Here is a 17,660-nt window from a genome sequence, read left to right on the forward strand (position 1 = left end):
TTCTTGTGCCTGTTGGAGGTTATTGACTGGTTGCGGGCTGTTCCGCTGGCTTCTCTTTTTCAAGATGCGCCAGGTCGAGCGCGATTTTTACCGTTTCATCCAGATACGGATCCGGCTCCTGGTAATCTTTCGGCAGATCGTCCAGTTTCTTCAACAACGGTTTGCCTTCACGCTTAAACCGGTCGTTGATGCGCGCCAGACGCAGTGCATCATCTTCGTTATTCTCTTTCTCACGCTGAGCGTAATTCAGAGAAGCAATGCTGCGCTTATCCTTCATTGCATTAAATCGCGCAATGTCCTTCATGATGTACTGGAACTCAGGATCGTTCGCAATACGTGCATTGTGCTCTTTTAGCAATTCAGGTCCAAATGGCGTCAGGTTATCAGACTTTGTATAGGTTGCCGCGTCAATGCTATCCCACGGCAGCGCGTTATCTTCAAACTTCTCACCGGTTTCAGTTTCTTCATTACCTGTCGGCATGATGATATCCGGCGTAACGCCCTTACGCTGCGTACTGCCACCATTTACACGGTAGAATTTCTGGATCGTGTACTGAACGGAACCCAGTGCTGGCCATTCCGGACGCAGCATCTGATCGTAAATACGGTTCAGAGAACGATACTGCTGTACGGTGCCCTTGCCAAAGGTCGGTTCACCGACGATCAGCGCACGGCCATAATCCTGCATTGCCGCGGCAAAAATTTCCGATGCCGAGGCACTGAAGCGATCGACTAACACCACCAGCGGACCTTTGTAATACACAACACCGTCGGTATCGCTGTCTTCACGCACTTTGCCGTTATTGTCACGAACCTGAACCACCGGGCCGGAAGGAATGAACAGACCAGAAAGCGAGACCGCTTCGGTCAGTGCGCCACCACCGTTAGTACGCAGATCGATAATCACGCTGCTGACATTCTGTTTTTCCAGTTTCTGCAGTTGAACTTTTACGTCATCCGTCAGGCCAACATAGAAACCAGGAATATCCAGTACGCCGACCTTTTCTTTGCCAACGGTTTTCACAGACATTTTAACAGCGCGGTCTTCGAGACGAATGCGTTCACGCGTTAGCGTGACAATGCGCGTCTTGGTGCCTTTACCAGCAGGCAGGATTTCGAGGCGAACTTTGCTGCCTTTAGGTCCTTTGATCAGCGCCACAACATCATCCAGACGCCAGCCAATCACATCGACCATGCCTTTTCCGGTCTGGCCCACGCCGACAATACGGTCGCCAACGCTTATCGCTTTGCTCTTGGCTGCCGGGCCGCCTGCCACCATGGAGTTAATGACGGTGTAGTCATCATCCATTTGCAGAACTGCGCCAATACCTTCCAGAGACAAGCTCATTTCAGTATTAAACTGTTCTGTGTTGCGCGGAGAAAGATAGTTAGTATGCGGGTCTATTTCACGAGCAAAAGCCGTCATCGCCAGTGAGAACACATCTTCACTGTTCGTCTGCGCCAGGCGGCGAATGGCAAATTTATAGCGACGTGTCAGCGTTTCGCGAATTTCCGCATCGGTTTTACCGGTCAGCTTCAGGCTGAGTTCGTCAAATTTTACTTTGCCGTCCCACAGCGCATTGAGCTCTGCTTCGCTCTTCGGCCAGGGAGCTTTGCTCCGGTCGAGGTTAAAGGTGTCAGTCCCGGTAAAATCCATTGGACGCGCCAGCACGCTTAGCGCGTACTGATATCGTTCAAATCGGCGTTTTTGCGCCAGATTATAAAGATCGTAAAAGACATCCAGCTTGCCCGTGCGCAGTTCATCGCCGAGGACAGTTTTCTTTTTTGCATACTGTTCGATATCGCTCGCCAACAGCACGTTATGGCTGTAGTCGAGCAGATTCAGATAGCGGTCAAAAATTTTTGCCGAAAACGCCTGATCCAGATCGAACTGGCGATAGTGTGAACGTGTAAAACGTGAAGTTACACGTTCACTCACCGTCGCATGCTGGGTTTCTTCCTTTAAAACGGGGATTTGATCGGCACGCGTGATGTCTTCTACAGCAAGTGCCTGGCCTGCTAATGCAAGCAGACCAGCTAACGCAGTAAGCCTAAAAAAAGTGTTCATGCCAGGCCTGGCCTCCGTTTCAGAACACCAGGTGTTCTGCGCGTACAATCAAAGACATACCCGAATTCAGCTGTACACGGACGCCATCTTTGGTGATTTCTAATACGGTGGCATCCATCGCATTATTACCTGCTTTCACCTTCAAGGACTGCCCTACCGTCAGCACTGAAATATCAGATACCGGGGTATGCTGTTCTTCACGAGGAGCACGCGGTGCTTTTGCTGCTGGTTTTTCAGCGCGAGGTTTACGTTCAGCCCCTTCTTTACGACGCGGAGCAGGACGCGGCTTACGCTCGCGACGCGGTGCGTCTTCTTTTTCGCCGGCAGCAGCGGCCGCTTCGCGTTTTTTCGCCTGTTGCTCTGCACGTTGCGCCTGAACGCGAGCTTTAGCTTCTTCCAGCTGTTTGCGAGCATGTTCAACATGTTGCTCATCCAACTCACCACATGGGTTGCCGTCGAGATCAACACGCGTTGCGCCCAATTTAACGCCATACAGATAGCGCCAGCTTGAAGTATAGAGACGTAAGGCAGAACGGAGCTGTGTCTTGCTGAGGTTCATTTCGCCCTCAACACGCTCTACCAAATCCTGAAAAATGCCAATTTTCAGTGGGCGCGCTTCGCCTTCAGCACTAAAACACTGCGGGAAGCGTTCGGCCAGAAACGCGATGACTTCTTTACTGCTATTCAACTTAGGTTGATTTTCCATGAAATTTCCTGATTACAACGGACGTAGCCAACAAGCGCAGGCATGAACAGGCGACATTATAATGACGTCATCAGTAATTGCTACGTTATCCGTTGATTATCCTGCGACGCTCGCAAAGAATTTTTTGTAATCCGTCGTTGCAAGCACGGTTTCAAGCTGTGCCACAAGCGTACGCAGCCCCTGTTCGTCTTCTTCAGTGAAGCGACCAAACGCAGTACTATCAATATCCAGCACGCCGATTATCTGATTTTCAACGGTGACAGGCAGAACGATTTCCGCGTTGCTGGCGGCATCGCATGCGATGTGCCCGTCAAACGCGTGCACGTCTTCAATACGCTGCACCTGATTGCGCGCCACCGCGGTTCCGCATACACCACGCCCTACCGGGATCCGCACACAGGCAATTTTGCCCTGGAAAGGGCCAAGTACCAGAGTCTCGCCCTCAAGCAGGTAAAAACCGGCCCAGTTTACTTGTGCCAGACGCTCGTACAACAATGCGCTGGTATTTGCCAGCGTTGCCAGAAAACTGGTTTCACCTGCCATTAATGCCTGAAAATCACGGTTCAGATCCGTGTATAGCTCTGATTTGTTCATTATGTAATCACTTAGTTGTCTTACTTAAAACTGCAGCCTACTAAAATAAACATTAAATGCGTTAATGCTCAAGATCATTCCCGTCATGAGTTAAGATAACATTACTTCAACATTTTGATACGCGATACATGGCCCTTACGACATCACGCATCACGCCAACTAAAAAAATAGCCATCAGGTCTATCGGCGAGGCACTACCGCGTGCACATTATCATCGTTGTCCTGAATGCGACCTGATATTTAGCTTGCCTAAAATGCGCTCGCACCAAAGCGCATTCTGCCCACGCTGTCAGGCAAAAATCCGTGACGGACGCGACTGGTCCTTAACGCGGCTGGCAGCAATGGCTGTCACCATGTTGCTGCTGATGCCCTTCGCCTGGGGAGAGCCGCTGTTACATATTTTTTTGCTCGGTGTACGCATTGACGCCAATGTGATGCAGGGTATCTGGCAAATGACCCGCCAGGGTGACCCACTCACCGCATCTTTCGTGCTATTTTGCGTTGCGGGCGCGCCGATTATTCTCGTTACCTCAATCGCTTATCTGTGGTTTGGTAATATTCTCGGGATGAACCTGCGTCCGGTGCTACTGATGCTGGAAAGGCTCAAAGAGTGGGTGATGCTCGATATCTATCTTGTGGGTATCGGCGTCGCGTCAATTAAAGTTCAGGACTATGCTTATTTGCAACCTGGGGTGGGACTGTTTGCTTTTATTGCGCTGGTGATCCTTAGTATTTTGACGTTATCGCACCTCAACGTAGAACAGCTTTGGGACCGTTTTTACCCACAAAGGCCTGCTCGTCGGCCCGATGAAAAGCTTCGCGTTTGCCTTGGTTGCCACTTTACAGGGTATCCGGACGCCCGCGGCCGCTGCCCTCGTTGCCACATACCGTTGCGCTGGCGCAGAAATCAAAGTATTCAAAAATGTTGGGCTGCTCTGCTGGCCTCGATTGTCCTGCTGCTGCCTGCTAACCTCCTGCCTATCTCGATTATTTATGTCAATGGCTCCCGGCAGGAAGACACGATCATGTCAGGCATACTGTCTCTGGCGAACAGTAATATCGGCGTGGCGGCGATCGTGTTTATTGCCAGTATTCTGGTGCCATTCACCAAAGTGATTGTGATGTTTACGTTGCTCATCAGCATTCATTTTAAATGTGAGCAAGGATTGCGTACCCGCATCAAACTACTGCGCATAGTGACCTGGATTGGTCGCTGGTCAATGCTGGATCTTTTTGTTATCGCTTTAACCATGTCGCTGATTAATCGCGATCAGATACTTGCTTTTACTATGGGACCGGCTGCGTTTTATTTCGGCGCAGCGGTAATATTGACTATTCTTGCAGTGGAATGGCTGGACAGCCGCTTACTTTGGGATGCACATGAGTCAGGAAACGCCCGCTTCGCAGACTGAAGCGCAGATTAAAACAAAACGTCGTATCTCCCCGTTCTGGCTGCTGCCGTTCATCGCATTGATGATTGCAGGATGGCTTATCTGGGGAAGCTATGAAGATCGCGGTAATACCGTAACCATTGACTTTATGTCGGCGGACGGCATTGTGCCTGGCCGTACCCCTGTTCGCTATCAGGGCGTCGAAGTGGGCACGGTGCAGGACATCAACCTCAGCAAAGACCTGCGTAAAATTGAAGTCCGCGTCAGCATCAAATCAAATATGAAAGATGCACTGCGCAAAGATACCCAGTTCTGGCTGGTCACACCGAAAGCGTCGCTGGCGGGGGTTTCCGGCCTGGATGCGTTAGTTGGCGGCAACTATATCGGCATGATGCCCGGAACCGGCGAGCCAGAGGATCATTTCGTCGCGCTTGATACGCAGCCGAAATACCGTCTGAACAACGGCGATTTGATGCTGCACCTGCGGGCCCCCGACCTCGGTTCGCTTAATAGCGGCTCGCTAGTTTATTTCCGCAAAATCCCGGTAGGTCGGGTCTATGACTACACCATTAACCCAAATAATCAGGGCGTAACCATCGACGTGCTGATTGAACGTCGCTTTACCAATCTGGTGAAAAAAGGCAGTCGTTTCTGGAACGTATCAGGGGTTGACGCAGATGTCAGCCTCAGCGGCGCCAAAGTGAAACTGGAGAGTCTGGCTGCGCTGGTAAATGGCGCCATTGCCTTTGACTCACCGGTAGATTCGCAACCCGCCGTTGCCGACGACACGTTTGGTTTGTATCAGGATCTCGCGCACAGCCAGCGCGGCGTGATCGTTAAGCTCGACTTACCCAGCGGCGACGGACTGAAAGCAGGTTCAACTTCGCTGATGTATCAAGGATTGGAAGTCGGTCAACTGACCAAACTGGATTTAAATCCGGGCGGGAAAGTCACCGGCGAGATGACGGTCGATCCCAGCGTCGTCACGCTATTGCGCGACAACACGCGTATTGAATTACACAGCCCTAAATTATCGTTAAGCGATGCGAATCTCAGTTCGCTGCTGACGGGCAAAACATTCGAACTGATACCTGGCGAGGGCGAGCCGCGTAACCAGTTTGCGGTGATTCCTGCGGAGCAATCATTGTTACACGATCCGGGCGTCATGACGCTAACGCTGACCGCGCCGGAAAGTTACGGTATTGATGCCGGCCAACCGCTGATTCTTCACGGCGTACAGGTCGGTCAGGTGATTGAGCGCACGCTCTCCAGCAAAGGCGTTTCGTTTACCGTCGCCATCGAACCGCAGCATCGCGCGCTGGTGCAAGGCGACAGTAAGTTTGTGGTCAACAGTCGGGTCGATGTCAAAGTTGGGCTTGATGGCGTGGAGTTTCTTGGTGCCAGCGCCAGTGAGTGGATCAGCGGCGGCATTCGTATTTTGCCTGGTACGAAAGGTGAAATGAAAAAAAGCTACCCGCTGTATGCCAACCTGGAAAAAGCGATTGAGAACAGCCTGAGCGATCTGCCAACCACCACGGTCAGCCTGAGTGCCGAGACGCTGCCCGATGTGCAGGCCGGTTCGGTGGTGTTGTATCGTAAATTCGAAGTCGGTGAAGTCATTAGCGTTCGTCCACGCGCCGATGCGTTTGATATCGATCTGCATATCAAACCGGAATATCGCAACCTGCTGACCAGCAACAGTGTGTTCTGGGCCGAGGGCGGTGCCAAGGTTCAGCTTAACGGCAGCGGTTTAACCGTTCAGGCTTCTCCCCTGTCGCGAGCGATTAAAGGCGCAATAAGCTTCGATAACCTGAGCGGCGCCAGCGCCAGCCAACGCAAAGGCGACAAGCGGATTCTGTATGCGTCAGAAACCGCTGCGCGTGCGGTGGGCGGCCAGATAACCCTGCACGCCTTCGATGCCGGTAAACTGGCGGCCGGGATGCCGATTCGCTACCTGGGAATCGATATTGGCCAGATCCAGACGCTTGAGCTGATCACTGCCCGTAACGAAGTTCAGGCCAAAGCGGTACTGTATCCGGAGTACGTACAGACCTTTGCGCGTAGCGGCACACGCTTCTCCGTGATTACCCCGCAAATCTCAGCAGCCGGCGTGGAGCATTTAGATACCATCTTACAGCCGTATATCAATGTTGAACCTGGCCGCGGTAACCCGCGCCGTGATTTTGAGCTGCAGGAAGCTACTATCACCGACTCTCGTTACCTCGATGGTCTGAGTATTGTGGTGGAAGCACCGGAAGCGGGTTCATTAAACATCGGTACGCCAGTTCTGTTCAGAGGTATTGAAGTCGGGACCGTCACCGGGTTGACGCTCGGCTCCCTTTCCGATCGCGTGATGATCGCTATGCGCATCAGCCAGCGCTATCAGCATCTGGTGCGTAACAACTCTGTATTCTGGCTGGCATCCGGCTACAGTCTCGACTTCGGCCTGACCGGCGGCGTCGTGAAGACCGGTACCTTTAATCAGTTCATTCGCGGTGGGATCGCCTTTGCAACCCCGCCGGGTACGCCACTGGCCCCGAAAGCACAGGCTGGTAAACACTTCCTGTTGCAGGAAAGCGAACCGAAAGAGTGGCGTGAATGGGGAACCGCCCTGCCACGATAACCTCTCCCTTTGCTCCGGCGTGCTCGCGCCGGAGCACTTATGCTACACTGCGCACCTGTTTTTTTGCCGGTGGTACCAAGTGGCTTATTTTCCCGACGCCTTTCTGACACAAATGCGTGAAGCAATGCCTTCCACGCTCTCATTCGATGATTTTCTCGCTGCCTGCCAGCGTCCGCTGCGCCGTAGCATCCGCGTCAATACGCTGAAAATCTCTGTTGCCGATTTCCTCACTCTGACAGCACCATATAACTGGTCGCTCACCCCTGTTCCATGGTGTGCTGAAGGCTTCTGGATTGAACGCGATGATGAAACGTCACTGCCGCTCGGCAGCACCGCAGAACATTTAAGCGGCCTGTTTTATATTCAGGAAGCCAGCTCAATGCTGCCTGTCGCCGCGCTGTTTGCCGATGGCAATACCCCGGAACGCGTAATGGATGTCGCGGCAGCTCCCGGCTCCAAAACCACGCAAATTGCCGCCAAAATGAATAATCAGGGCGTGATTCTGGCGAATGAGTTTTCCGCCAGTCGCGTCAAAGTCCTGCATGCCAATATCAGCCGTTGCGGTATCAACAATGTCGCCCTGACCCATTTTGACGGGCGGGTATTCGGCGCGGCATTACCAGAAACATTCGATGCCATATTGCTGGATGCTCCATGTTCCGGCGAAGGCGTGGTACGTAAAGATCCCGATGCGCTGAAAAACTGGTCCATAGAAAGTAATCTGGAAATTGCCGCAACCCAGCGTGAGCTCCTCGACAGCGCTTTTCACGCTCTGCGTCCCGGCGGCACATTGGTTTATTCAACCTGTACGCTGAACCGTGACGAAAACGAAGCCATTATGCAGTGGTTGATTGAAACCTACCCGGATGCCGTTGAATTTTTACCGTTGGGCGATTTATTCCCGGAGGCTGAACGCGCCCTGACGCCGGAAGGATTCCTGCATGTGTTCCCGCAGATCTACGATTGTGAAGGATTCTTCGTCGCGCGTTTGCGCAAAACGGCCGCCATTCCTGCTCTACCCTCACCGAAATATAAAGTGGGTAACTTCCCGTTCAGCCCGCTGAAAGGACGTGAATCCGCGCTTGTTGCCCAGGCCGCTAACGCCTGCGGATTACAATGGGCAGACAATTTGCGCCTGTGGCAGCGCGATAAAGAGATCTGGTTATTTCCGACAGAGATTGAACCCCTGATTGGCAAAGTTCGTTTTTCCCGCCTCGGGGTTAAACTGGCTGAGACCCACAACAAAGGGTATCGTTGGCAGCATGAAGCCGTCATCGCCCTCGCCGATCCAGGCCATAGCCATGCGTTCGAACTGAGCCTTGCCGAAGCGGAAGAGTGGTATCGCGGTAGAGATGTTTATCCGCAAACTTCACCCACAACTGACGACGTGTTGGTTACCTTCCAGCATCAGCCGATCGGCCTGGCAAAGCGTATTGGATCGCGATTGAAGAATAGCTATCCACGCGATCTTGTCCGGGATGGCAAACTCTTTACAGGATAACGCACGTTTTGACTGGCGCTTTTGCTAACGTTGACTACGCTGAAAAATGGACGGCCTAACTGGTCGTACCACAATCAGCAGATAAACGGAGAGCACGATGATGAAAACCAGTGTGCGCATTGGCGCTTTTGAAATCGACGACGCCGAGTTGCATGGCGAATCGCCGGGGGACCGAACGTTAACCATTCCATGTAAATCCGATCCGGATTTATGTATGCAACTGGACGCCTGGGATGCCGACACCAGCGTCCCGGCCCTTCTGAATGGAGAACATTCTGTTCTGTTTCGCGAGCACTACGATCGTAAGTCAGATGCCTGGATCATGCGCCTTGCCTGATTCAAAAAGAACCCGTCGCCAGACGGGTTATTTCCTGGCTAATTTCCCTCATCTATCAACATCTTCTACACTAGAGGTATGGCTTTACCATTAGAGGATGGAATGTTCACGCTGGTTCTTTTTGTGTGCTACCTTGACGGCGGTTGTGAAGATATCGTGGTTGATGTCTACAAAACTGAGCAGCAATGCCTTGTATCGATGGACGATCAGCGCATTCGTAACGGCGGATGTTTGCCTGCGGACGATTATATCGACAGCTTCTGGCGTCCGGCCCAGGAATACAGTGATTTCTGATTATTGCAGTTGCACCAGCGTTAATTCGCCGCCAAATACCGCACCGGTATCAATATAGTGCAGATTGTCGCGATCCAACCGATGCCGCAGCGGCGTATGGCCAAACCAAAAGTGATCCGCGCCGCGTATGCCGTTACCATTGTTCATCAACCGCGCACGATCCCACAGTACCCGCTGTAAATCGACCTCTTTTTGCCACTGGTAATCATCATCCGGGTAATCAGCATGAGCAACAACGTGTATACCACTCCGGCAGCGTAGTTCCAGAATCCAGGGTAACTTTCGGCACGCTTCCAGTGCTAACCTCGCCGCGGGCTGATCCGCGTGAGCAAACCACGCGCCGCCGTTCATAAACCACGACAGTTGCTGCCCCGTCGCCAGTGCATCCAACGCCATCTGCTCATGATTGCCCCTGACTGCCACAATCCAGCTTTTACGCATCAGGCGCAGGCAACGGAGACTGTCAGGGCCACGGTCGATAACATCGCCCACTGAAACCAACAGATCCTGCCAGGGATCAAAATGGCACTGGCGCAGTTTAACCATCAATAAAGAGAAGCAACCGTGGAGATCCCCAACGACCCAGACGTGTCGCCAGTTTGTTGCTGCGATCCGCTGGTAGATATTGTCAGGCTGTCCCATTTGACCTCCTGCATACAAATATTACCCTTCACTTAATTAAACCATAGCAGCAAAATTCCGAACGATGCTGGTGTCACGACCCTATGTGATCAGCCCGCCTAACAGGCACCTGGGCAACAGCTTCCAGCTCTTCTTCCAGTTCTGTAACAATAGATTGCAGGTCATAAGTGGGTGCATTTCGCGTGCTGGCTCTTTCTTCTCTTTTATGTTTGCTAGTTATTTTTATATAAAAATCAATAACCTCAGGTATGTCTGCTGTGATTTTTTTCACGTCATTATCATGGTAAAAGAGCAGTGGCGGCCCCCCCTGGGTATTAAATGCAACGGCCTTTAATGGTGTCAGCTCCATAGCTTCAATAAATCCTTTATCACAGCTTAAAATTCCAGGGAAAAAATACCGTTGATCATTTCCGGTATTGAAGGTAATAGCTTGTTCTAAATATCTGCAATGAGTAAGGTCCCATGCCATCCCATGTAAAGCTGGCCACATATTTTTTGATTTTTTATGTATCTTGTTAAAAAATCTAAATTGAGTTCCTCTTTTAAAGAACTCACTTGCAAGAATCAGCTCTCTTGTGGCCAGAAAACCGACTTTGTTGTGTGCAAAAATTAACAGATCGATAAGTTTATTCTTTAGCGACCTGGCGGGTGATTTGATTTGGATGATACTCATCATTAGAAGGTAAGCATATATACTATCATGTCGATCTCGTAGCGCACGCCTGAACTCAGAATCCTTGTGTTTAGCAAGCATAGAATTAAAATGCCTGTCAGTTTTAAGAAAAAGCTCGCTTTGTGATATTTTTGATGTCAATTTCCCGGTATTTCCCGTTTTGATGAAATCTACATCCTTTATAAACTCGTAACCTAACAATTTATCAAATATTTTATGATGGTTTTCTTTTACATCTAAATTGTTAAGATTCTCCAGTTCATACAATACAGAATCTACCTGAGTATTTTTATGGGAAATAAAATTGAATATTTCTTCAATGTCATCATCTAAACCTGAGACCTTTCCGTTAATATAAGGCCGCAAATAACTTAATGCCTGGCTATCAAGGGATATTGAGTAGTCTATTTTAAAAGTAGAGCAGCGTTTATCACTAAACATTTCTTCTATCGTTTGAGGATCCATGACGAACACGTTTTCATCATTGAATAAAGAACGAATAGATGCTCCGTTTTCGAATTTTTTGTTAGTTTGAAAGCCCGGATATGGACCTTTAGGAGACGAAAATACAAATTTATATTCAGGTATTAACTGATAGACATTAGTGTAGAGATTTAATGAGGAAGAGAGATCGTCTGCATTACCAATTTCCATCACCAGCCATTCTTTAAACTTATCCATTTCTTCTGTCTCTTTACTGTGAGTCTAAGTCCCGAATCAGTGGTGAGAACTTCACCTATTGATGAAGAAGTATACCGCTATCGGTACAAGCGAGTCCAAACGTCTGTGGGAACAAGAACCCACTGAAAACACTGACACATAAGTCATGCACACTCCTGGATACGAGGAAAAACAGCGCCCATCCCTGTTCTTTTTCTCTGCAAATACACTGTGAATGTTAAAAACTGTGTGGTATAACGAAGCAATCCCAAATACTGATATGTGGACAAATTTCGGAAATTTTTGGACATGACGTTCTAACTTATTGAAATGAAATCCGCATAAAAAGAGACCGAATACGATTCCTGTATTCGGTCCAGGGAAATGGCTCTTGGGAGAGAGCCGTGCGCTAAAAGTTGGCATTAATGCAGGCTAAGTTACCCTGCCATTTAAGAATAGATGACAGCGCCAGGTTTTCCAGTCCGCGACTAAAGTGGCCGGAAAAAAAGGCAGTTTGTTACACGACCAAATGTAAAAACCGCAAGTTCTCCTGTGAGATCCTGCGGTTTTTTTATTGGAAATCAGAACGCTACATCTGACAATTAACAGAGTTTTTCTGCACGCTCAACAAACGGCGCCAGGCTCATTTTTTCACCCGGTTTTGTCGGGTCATCAATCTGGATAATCTCAATCGGCTTCGCCGTGGTTTTACCGCTCGCAACCTGTTCTCTGGCAACATCATTCAAGGGATATTGCACCAGCGTGCTGGGATTGATGACATACAGCGCGTGACCTGCACGGCAGGTCAGCATCACCTCTTCCCGATTAAACGCCCATTTATCTTTGCCAACCTCAAAACGGCTGACGGTGATGACCTGTGGCGCTGCCAGCGCGGCCCCTGAACTTGCCAGTAGTAGTAAAGAGAGAATGATTTTTTTCATGCGTTTTGCCAGTCCACCAATCAAAAAGGTTCGAGGGTTGCAAACAGGCTGACAATCGCCAGCACAACGGCCCCTATTCCCCATTCCAGTTTTGTCATCCAAATGAAATAGAGCGTCACACAGCCATTATCCTGCTGCATGCGTGGTACCAGAACATACCGATTCGCCAGGGCAATCGCTACCATTAGCATGACAAGGGCACCTTTTAACAAAAGCAGTTGCCCATAAGCCATGTGCCAGGAGCCGGAAACACCGACAATAAACAGGGCATTCATAATCCCGGTAAGTAAAACCCCGGCCACGAAGAGATGCCCATAGCGGGAGAAACGCATCATGGTTCCGATCGCTTGTTCCCGCCAGCGGCCCTGCGCCATTCTCATACAGTAAAGTACGGGCAGCAAGCCGCCAAACCAGGCGGCGGCACATATCAGATGTAAGGCATGGTTAACCTGTTGGATAGCCCCAGCGACGCCAGTATGCAGCGTTGCATGTCCAACGCCTGCCAGCAAAATAAACTGAGCAATCGTCAGCATCAAGAGCAGTCGCGACATGCTGCGCGGCACAACGATGGTCACCACCAACGTGACCATCGCGAGGATAATCTGCCATAGCCAGACGCCGCCAAATTGCGTCTGCAGAACGGCGCCCCAAACGTCTGTAGAGACGACATCCCGCCATCCTGAGCCCATTAAGCCCCCCTGGATCGCCAGCATTAGCGTCGCGCTGATAAAACTCCACGTCGCGGCATGGCGTTGCAGACGTAAAAAACGACGCATCATTAAACGGCGAACCGAAACGGGAGCCAGCCATGCGCCGTAAAGCGCACAACCAAACACCAGCATCAACGCGGTAAAATGAATAAATCGCAGGGCAACCCAGGTAAATGCCAGCATCGGTTATTTCACGCTAAAGGTATATTGTCCCTTTGTCTTGTGGCCATCCACGGATACAACGTGCCAGTCCACCGTATATTTTCCGGCCTCCAGCGTTTGAGCGAGCGGAATAATCAGTTGCGTTTTGTCCTGATCGCTGCGGGTCGCTTTGCCCGTCTTGATTGATTCCTTTTGTGGACCTGTCAGCGTTGCGCCGCTGAACGCGGGTTCGACGCCTTCAGAAAAATTCAGCGTCAGCGCCTGGGGAGAAGCGGTGACTTCCGCATTCGCCGCCGGACTTTGTTTTGTCAGGTGAGCATGCGCCAATGCAGCGGGTGTTGCGAGGAGGCTGGCGAGTACGATGAGAGTATTACGTAGCGAAGATGCAGATGAAGCCATATCAACTATTCCTTTTTGTTATGTCTAATCTATAGAGAATAACCTTCTACAATGATCGAGTCGAGAATCATCAATTCTGTCTTGCCATTAATGCGCACTCTTAGTAACTTTGCGCGCCGGAAGACAGAGAAAAGGAGCAGCCTATGAACATCAATCTGGCCAAACTTGAGCAAGCCGAAATGGATAAGGTCAATGTTGACCTGGCCGCGGCGGGTGTCGCATTTAAAGAACGCTACAATATGCCGATCGTTGCCGAAGTGGTTGAACGTGAACAGCCCGAACATTTACGCGACTGGTTTCGTGAAAGACTCATCGCGCATCGCCTGGCATCCGTCTCTCTTTCACGTTTACCGTACGAGCCGAAAGTTAAATAAAACTTATATTACGTTACGATTCCTTACATGATGCCTGCTACAGTATAAGTATATTCTTAATCTATACTTTAAAGATGGTTGTAGACACTATGAAAAGGAAATCATTATGTCACACTGGAAAATCGCAGCAGCACAATACGAACCCCTTCACGCGTCAGTGACCGAAAACGTTGCCCATCACCTGCAATTCATTCAGGCAGCCGCACAATGCCAATGTGAATTGCTGGTCTTCCCCGCCCTCTCCTTGTTGGGCTGCGTTGATGAGAATGACTCCCTCCCAGCGCCACCTGATGAAGCGTTGCTGGAACCGCTGGCGCATGCCGCAGCGACTTACCGCATGACAATTATCGCGGGATTGCCGGTAGAGCATAACAATCGTTTTGTGAAAGGCATTGCGCTTTTCTCTCCCTGGATGACATCACCATTAACGTTTCATCAGAGCCACGGGGCCTGTATTGCCAGACAGCGCAATGCCATCAGCGTTGTGGATAGTCAGCCAGAAGGTATTGATATCGATCCTGCTTTTTCGTTATTCACCAGTAGCCAGTCCGTCAGCGAGCCAGAACTCCTCTCATCCGCATCTCAGCTACAAAGTTTCTCGCATAAATTTGCCATCGCGGTATTAATGGCCAATGCACGCGGGAGCAGCGCGTTATGGGACGAGCGAGGTCGATTGATTGTACGCGCCGACAGCGGTTCTTTGCTCTTAACCGGTCAACGCACGCCACGGGGTTGGCAAGGTGATATCATTCCATTACGCTAGTCGTTTTGGTCGGGAGCATGGCATGTTGCGCATAATAGATACAGAAACCTGTGGTCTGCAGGGAGGCATTGTTGAGATTGCTTCTGTCGATGTGGTTGATGGAAAGATAGTTAACCCAATGAGCCACCTGGTGCGCCCTGACCGCCCCATTAGCCCCCAAGCGATGGCTATTCATCGCATTACTGAAGCGATGGTAGCCGATAAGCCATGGATTGAAGATATCATTCCGCACTATTACGGCAGTGAGTGGTATGTGGCGCACAACGCAAGTTTCGACCGCCGCGTATTGCCAGAGATGCCCGGAGAGTGGATCTGCACCATGAAGCTCTCCCGTCGATTGTGGCCAGGAATCAAATACAGCAATATGGCGCTGTACAAATCACGTAAGCTGAACGTTCAGACGCCTGCAGGCCTGCATCACCACCGCGCTCTGTACGATTGCTACATCACTGCGGCTTTGCTGATCGACATCATGCAGACTTCAGGCTGGACCGCAGAGCAGATGGTCGACATTACCGGCCGCCCTGCATTACTCACTACTTTCACATTTGGTAAATACCGTGGAAAACCGGTATCAGAGGTGGCAGAACGCGATCCGGGCTATCTGCGTTGGTTATTTAATAACCTCGACAGTATGAGCCCGGAGCTGCGATTAACGCTGAAGCACTATCTGGATAACATCTGATCTGAAGCTTGCCCAGACAGCGTTCCCTGTGCCAGCCCAATCAAAAACGCGTACTCCAGGGCCACGCCTTCGTAAGATTTAAAACGCCCGGACTTACCGCCGTGCCCGGAATCCATATCCGTGCACAGTAACAGCAAGCGATCGTCCGTTTTCAGCTCACGCAATTTTGCCACCCACTTTGCCGGTTCCCAGTATTGCACCTGGGAGTCGTGTAATCCCGTCGTGACCAGCAAATGCGGATAATCCTGCGCGGTGACGTTGTCATAGGGGCTGTAGCTTTTCATATACGCATAGTATTGCGGATCCTGAGGATTACCCCATTCCTCAAATTCACCGGTGGTGAGTGGAATTGACTCATCCAGCATCGTGGTCACCACATCAACAAACGGCACCTGGGCAATCACGCCATGGAACAACTCCGGGCGCTCGTTGATGGCGACACCCATTAACATTCCGCCGGCGCTTCCCCCCATGCCGTAACATAACGATGGGGCGCCATAGCCCATTTTTAGCAGCGCATCGCAGACGTCGAGGTAATCATTAAAGGTATTTTTCTTGTGCAGAAACTTACCGTCTTCGTACCATTGCTGACCCAACTCACCGCCGCCACGCACATGGGCAATGGCATAAACAAAGCCGCGATCCAATAAGCTTAAACGGCTGCTACTGAAATCAGCATCCATACTGGCGCCATACGAACCATAGCCGTAAACCAGTAATGGGTTTTTCCCTTTCAGGAAATACTTTTGATGATAAACCAGTGAGACCGGAACCTCGGTACCATCGCGCGCGGTGATCCAGACATGTTCGCTGCGGTAATTCGCCGCATCAAATCCGGGGACCTCCGTCTGCTTAAGCACGCGACGCTCCCCGGTGTCCATATCCAGTTCAAACAACGTGTCCGGCGTGGTCATGGAGGAATAGCCATAGCGCAGGCGCGATGTCTCCGGTTCCGGGTTATAGGCAAGCCAGGTCACATACGCCGGATCGTCAAAGGCGATACCGATCACTTCGCGCGTTTTGCGATTGATCTGACGCAGGCTGGTTAAACCCTGCTGGCGTTCTTCCACCACCAGCCAGTCGGTAAACAGGGTAAACCCCTCCAGCATGACGTTTTCGCGCGGCGGGATCAGCGCCTCCCACGCTTGTTCATTGCGTACGCGCGTGCGGTACAGACCAAAGTTTTTACCTTCACGATTAGAGCGCAGATAAAACTTGTGCTGATAGTGATCGAGGCTGTACTCGTGGTCTTTACGCCGCGCTAAAAAAAGCAACGGTTCGGCGTCGGCCAGTTCTGCATCCAACAGCAGAACCTCACTGGTCGTCGCGCTGGCGATATGGATCACCACATAATGCAACGAGGTGGTTTTATGCAGACTGACATAAAACATGTCATCGGCTTCTTCATACACCAATTCGTCCAGTGACGAGGGAGATCCGACGGTATGCCGCCAGACCTGGTACGGCAGTAACGTCGTGGCGTGTTTGCGAACGTAATAGAAGGTCTGGGAATCATTCGCCCAGACCAGATCCGCTTCAACGTTATCCAGTACTTCCGGATACCAGTTGCCGCTTTCCAGGTTGCGAAAGCGAACGCCATATTGCCGACGAGAGAGGTAATCTTCGGCCAGCGCCATAATGCTGTTATCGGGTGATATCGCCAGCCCTCCCAGCGTATAAAATTCACTGTGGGCTGCGCGCTGGTTGCCGTCCAGCAGAGTATTCCATTCATCCCACTCTTCGCTGAGAACCGACTGGCGCTGATAAATGGCATATTCACATCCCGGTTCATAAATATGCCGGTAACGATAACCATTTTTCACATAGGGAGCGGACGCATCCTGTGGGGGAATACGGTCGATAATTTCTTTCAGAACGCGGTCCTGCAAAGCCTGCTGCGAAGCCATAACCTGATGGCCATACGCATTTTCCTGTTGCAGGTATTCGAGCACGTCCGGCTGCGAGCGGGTGTCGTCTCGCAACCAGTAATAATTATCAACACGTGTATCGCCATGCTGCGTCATGGCGTGAGGAATACGAGAAGCTTTTGGTAGCATGTCATTGTTCTTTTGCTTAAACATCCTATAAGGGTGGCAAAAGACAGCGATGATGCAAGCGAAACATGCGCCTTAGCGAT

The 17,660-nt window shown here is 50.8% G+C and carries 17 protein-coding genes; 8 read left to right on the plus strand and 9 right to left on the minus strand.

The features are described from left to right. Nucleotides 1-19: 19 nt before the first annotated feature. The 3 genes from prc to msrC all read right to left on the minus strand — a co-directional run bounded on the left by prc (nt 20) and on the right by msrC (nt 3,368). Nucleotides 20-2,068, minus strand: a complete 2,049-nt coding sequence (gene prc, locus OGV69_RS16960; RefSeq protein WP_069324696.1) for a carboxy terminal-processing peptidase — start codon at nt 2,066-2,068, stop codon at nt 20-22. Nucleotides 2,069-2,087: 19 nt separating this feature from the next. Further along, the gene (gene proQ, locus OGV69_RS16965; protein ID WP_003833781.1) at nt 2,088-2,774 is read right to left on the minus strand and encodes an RNA chaperone ProQ; all 687 of its coding nucleotides are present in this window, start codon (nt 2,772-2,774) and stop codon (nt 2,088-2,090) included. 96 nt (nt 2,775-2,870) lie between these two features. Then, entirely contained in the window at nt 2,871-3,368 is a 498-nt protein-coding gene (gene msrC, locus OGV69_RS16970; RefSeq protein WP_038641301.1) for a free L-methionine (R)-S-oxide reductase MsrC, read from the minus strand. A 128-nt stretch (nt 3,369-3,496) separates the two neighbouring features. Here msrC and yebS point away from each other — a divergent pair, with 128 nt between their 5' ends. From yebS to OGV69_RS16995, 5 genes are all read left to right on the plus strand, one after another. Beyond that, nucleotides 3,497-4,780, plus strand: a complete 1,284-nt coding sequence (gene yebS / locus OGV69_RS16975; RefSeq protein WP_038641303.1) for a membrane integrity lipid transport subunit YebS — start codon at nt 3,497-3,499, stop codon at nt 4,778-4,780. Next, a complete protein-coding gene (locus OGV69_RS16980) occupies nt 4,749-7,382 on the plus strand; it encodes a PqiB family protein (RefSeq protein ID WP_069324697.1) in 2,634 nt (877 codons plus the stop codon). The genes yebS and OGV69_RS16980 overlap by 32 nt, the downstream gene beginning before the upstream one ends. Before the next feature lie 79 nt (nt 7,383-7,461). After that, nucleotides 7,462-8,883 carry a 16S rRNA (cytosine(1407)-C(5))-methyltransferase RsmF gene (rsmF, locus tag OGV69_RS16985; protein WP_071888146.1) on the plus strand — a complete coding sequence of 474 codons (1,422 nt, stop codon included), beginning with the start codon at nt 7,462-7,464 and terminating at the stop codon, nt 8,881-8,883. Nucleotides 8,884-8,983: 100 nt separating this feature from the next. Continuing rightward, on the plus strand, nt 8,984-9,220 hold the full coding sequence (locus OGV69_RS16990; RefSeq protein WP_029139506.1) for a YebV family protein: 237 nt from the start codon (nt 8,984-8,986) through the stop codon (nt 9,218-9,220). Between the two features lie 102 nt (nt 9,221-9,322). Further along, nucleotides 9,323-9,514 (plus strand): YdfD/YebW family protein, encoded by a 192-nt coding sequence (locus OGV69_RS16995; RefSeq protein ID WP_032939629.1) that lies wholly within the window; start codon nt 9,323-9,325, stop codon nt 9,512-9,514. Here the strand turns inward: OGV69_RS16995 and pphA are convergent, their stop codons facing one another. The 5 genes from pphA to yobA form a co-directional block, all read right to left on the minus strand. After that, nucleotides 9,515-10,156 (minus strand): protein-serine/threonine phosphatase, encoded by a 642-nt coding sequence (gene pphA / locus OGV69_RS17000; protein ID WP_069324698.1) that lies wholly within the window; start codon nt 10,154-10,156, stop codon nt 9,515-9,517. It lies immediately after the preceding gene. Nucleotides 10,157-10,229: 73 nt separating this feature from the next. Continuing rightward, nucleotides 10,230-11,510 carry a hypothetical protein gene (locus OGV69_RS17005; RefSeq protein ID WP_069324699.1) on the minus strand — a complete coding sequence of 427 codons (1,281 nt, stop codon included), beginning with the start codon at nt 11,508-11,510 and terminating at the stop codon, nt 10,230-10,232. Nucleotides 11,511-12,091: 581 nt separating this feature from the next. After that, complete coding sequence (locus tag OGV69_RS17010) at nt 12,092-12,430, minus strand: YebY family protein (RefSeq protein WP_038641391.1); 339 nt, start codon at nt 12,428-12,430, stop codon at nt 12,092-12,094. 20 nt (nt 12,431-12,450) lie between these two features. Further along, entirely contained in the window at nt 12,451-13,323 is an 873-nt protein-coding gene (gene copD, locus OGV69_RS17015) for a copper homeostasis membrane protein CopD (protein ID WP_069324700.1), read from the minus strand. Nucleotides 13,324-13,326: 3 nt separating this feature from the next. Next, the gene (yobA, locus tag OGV69_RS17020) at nt 13,327-13,701 is read right to left on the minus strand and encodes a CopC domain-containing protein YobA (RefSeq protein ID WP_038641395.1); all 375 of its coding nucleotides are present in this window, start codon (nt 13,699-13,701) and stop codon (nt 13,327-13,329) included. 143 nt (nt 13,702-13,844) lie between these two features. Between yobA and OGV69_RS17025 the strand changes: the two genes are divergently transcribed. The 3 genes from OGV69_RS17025 to exoX all read left to right on the plus strand — a co-directional run bounded on the left by OGV69_RS17025 (nt 13,845) and on the right by exoX (nt 15,523). Then, nucleotides 13,845-14,075, plus strand: coding sequence for a DNA polymerase III subunit theta (locus OGV69_RS17025; protein WP_038641397.1), 231 nt, complete (start codon nt 13,845-13,847; stop codon nt 14,073-14,075). A 106-nt stretch (nt 14,076-14,181) separates the two neighbouring features. Next, nucleotides 14,182-14,838, plus strand: a complete 657-nt coding sequence (locus OGV69_RS17030; protein WP_069324701.1) for a carbon-nitrogen hydrolase family protein — start codon at nt 14,182-14,184, stop codon at nt 14,836-14,838. A 22-nt stretch (nt 14,839-14,860) separates the two neighbouring features. Then, nucleotides 14,861-15,523: an exodeoxyribonuclease X gene (exoX, locus tag OGV69_RS17035; RefSeq protein WP_038641401.1), complete on the plus strand. Its 663-nt coding sequence runs from the start codon at nt 14,861-14,863 to the stop codon at nt 15,521-15,523. Here the strand turns inward: exoX and ptrB are convergent. Continuing rightward, a complete protein-coding gene (ptrB, locus tag OGV69_RS17040; RefSeq protein ID WP_114140343.1) occupies nt 15,505-17,580 on the minus strand; it encodes an oligopeptidase B in 2,076 nt (691 codons plus the stop codon). The two genes, exoX and ptrB, sit on opposite strands and share 19 nt — an antisense overlap. Between the last annotated feature and the right edge of the window lie 80 nt (nt 17,581-17,660).

Source organism: Citrobacter sp. Cc139 (assembly GCF_030334645.1).
GTDB lineage: Bacteria > Pseudomonadota > Gammaproteobacteria > Enterobacterales > Enterobacteriaceae > Citrobacter > Citrobacter werkmanii.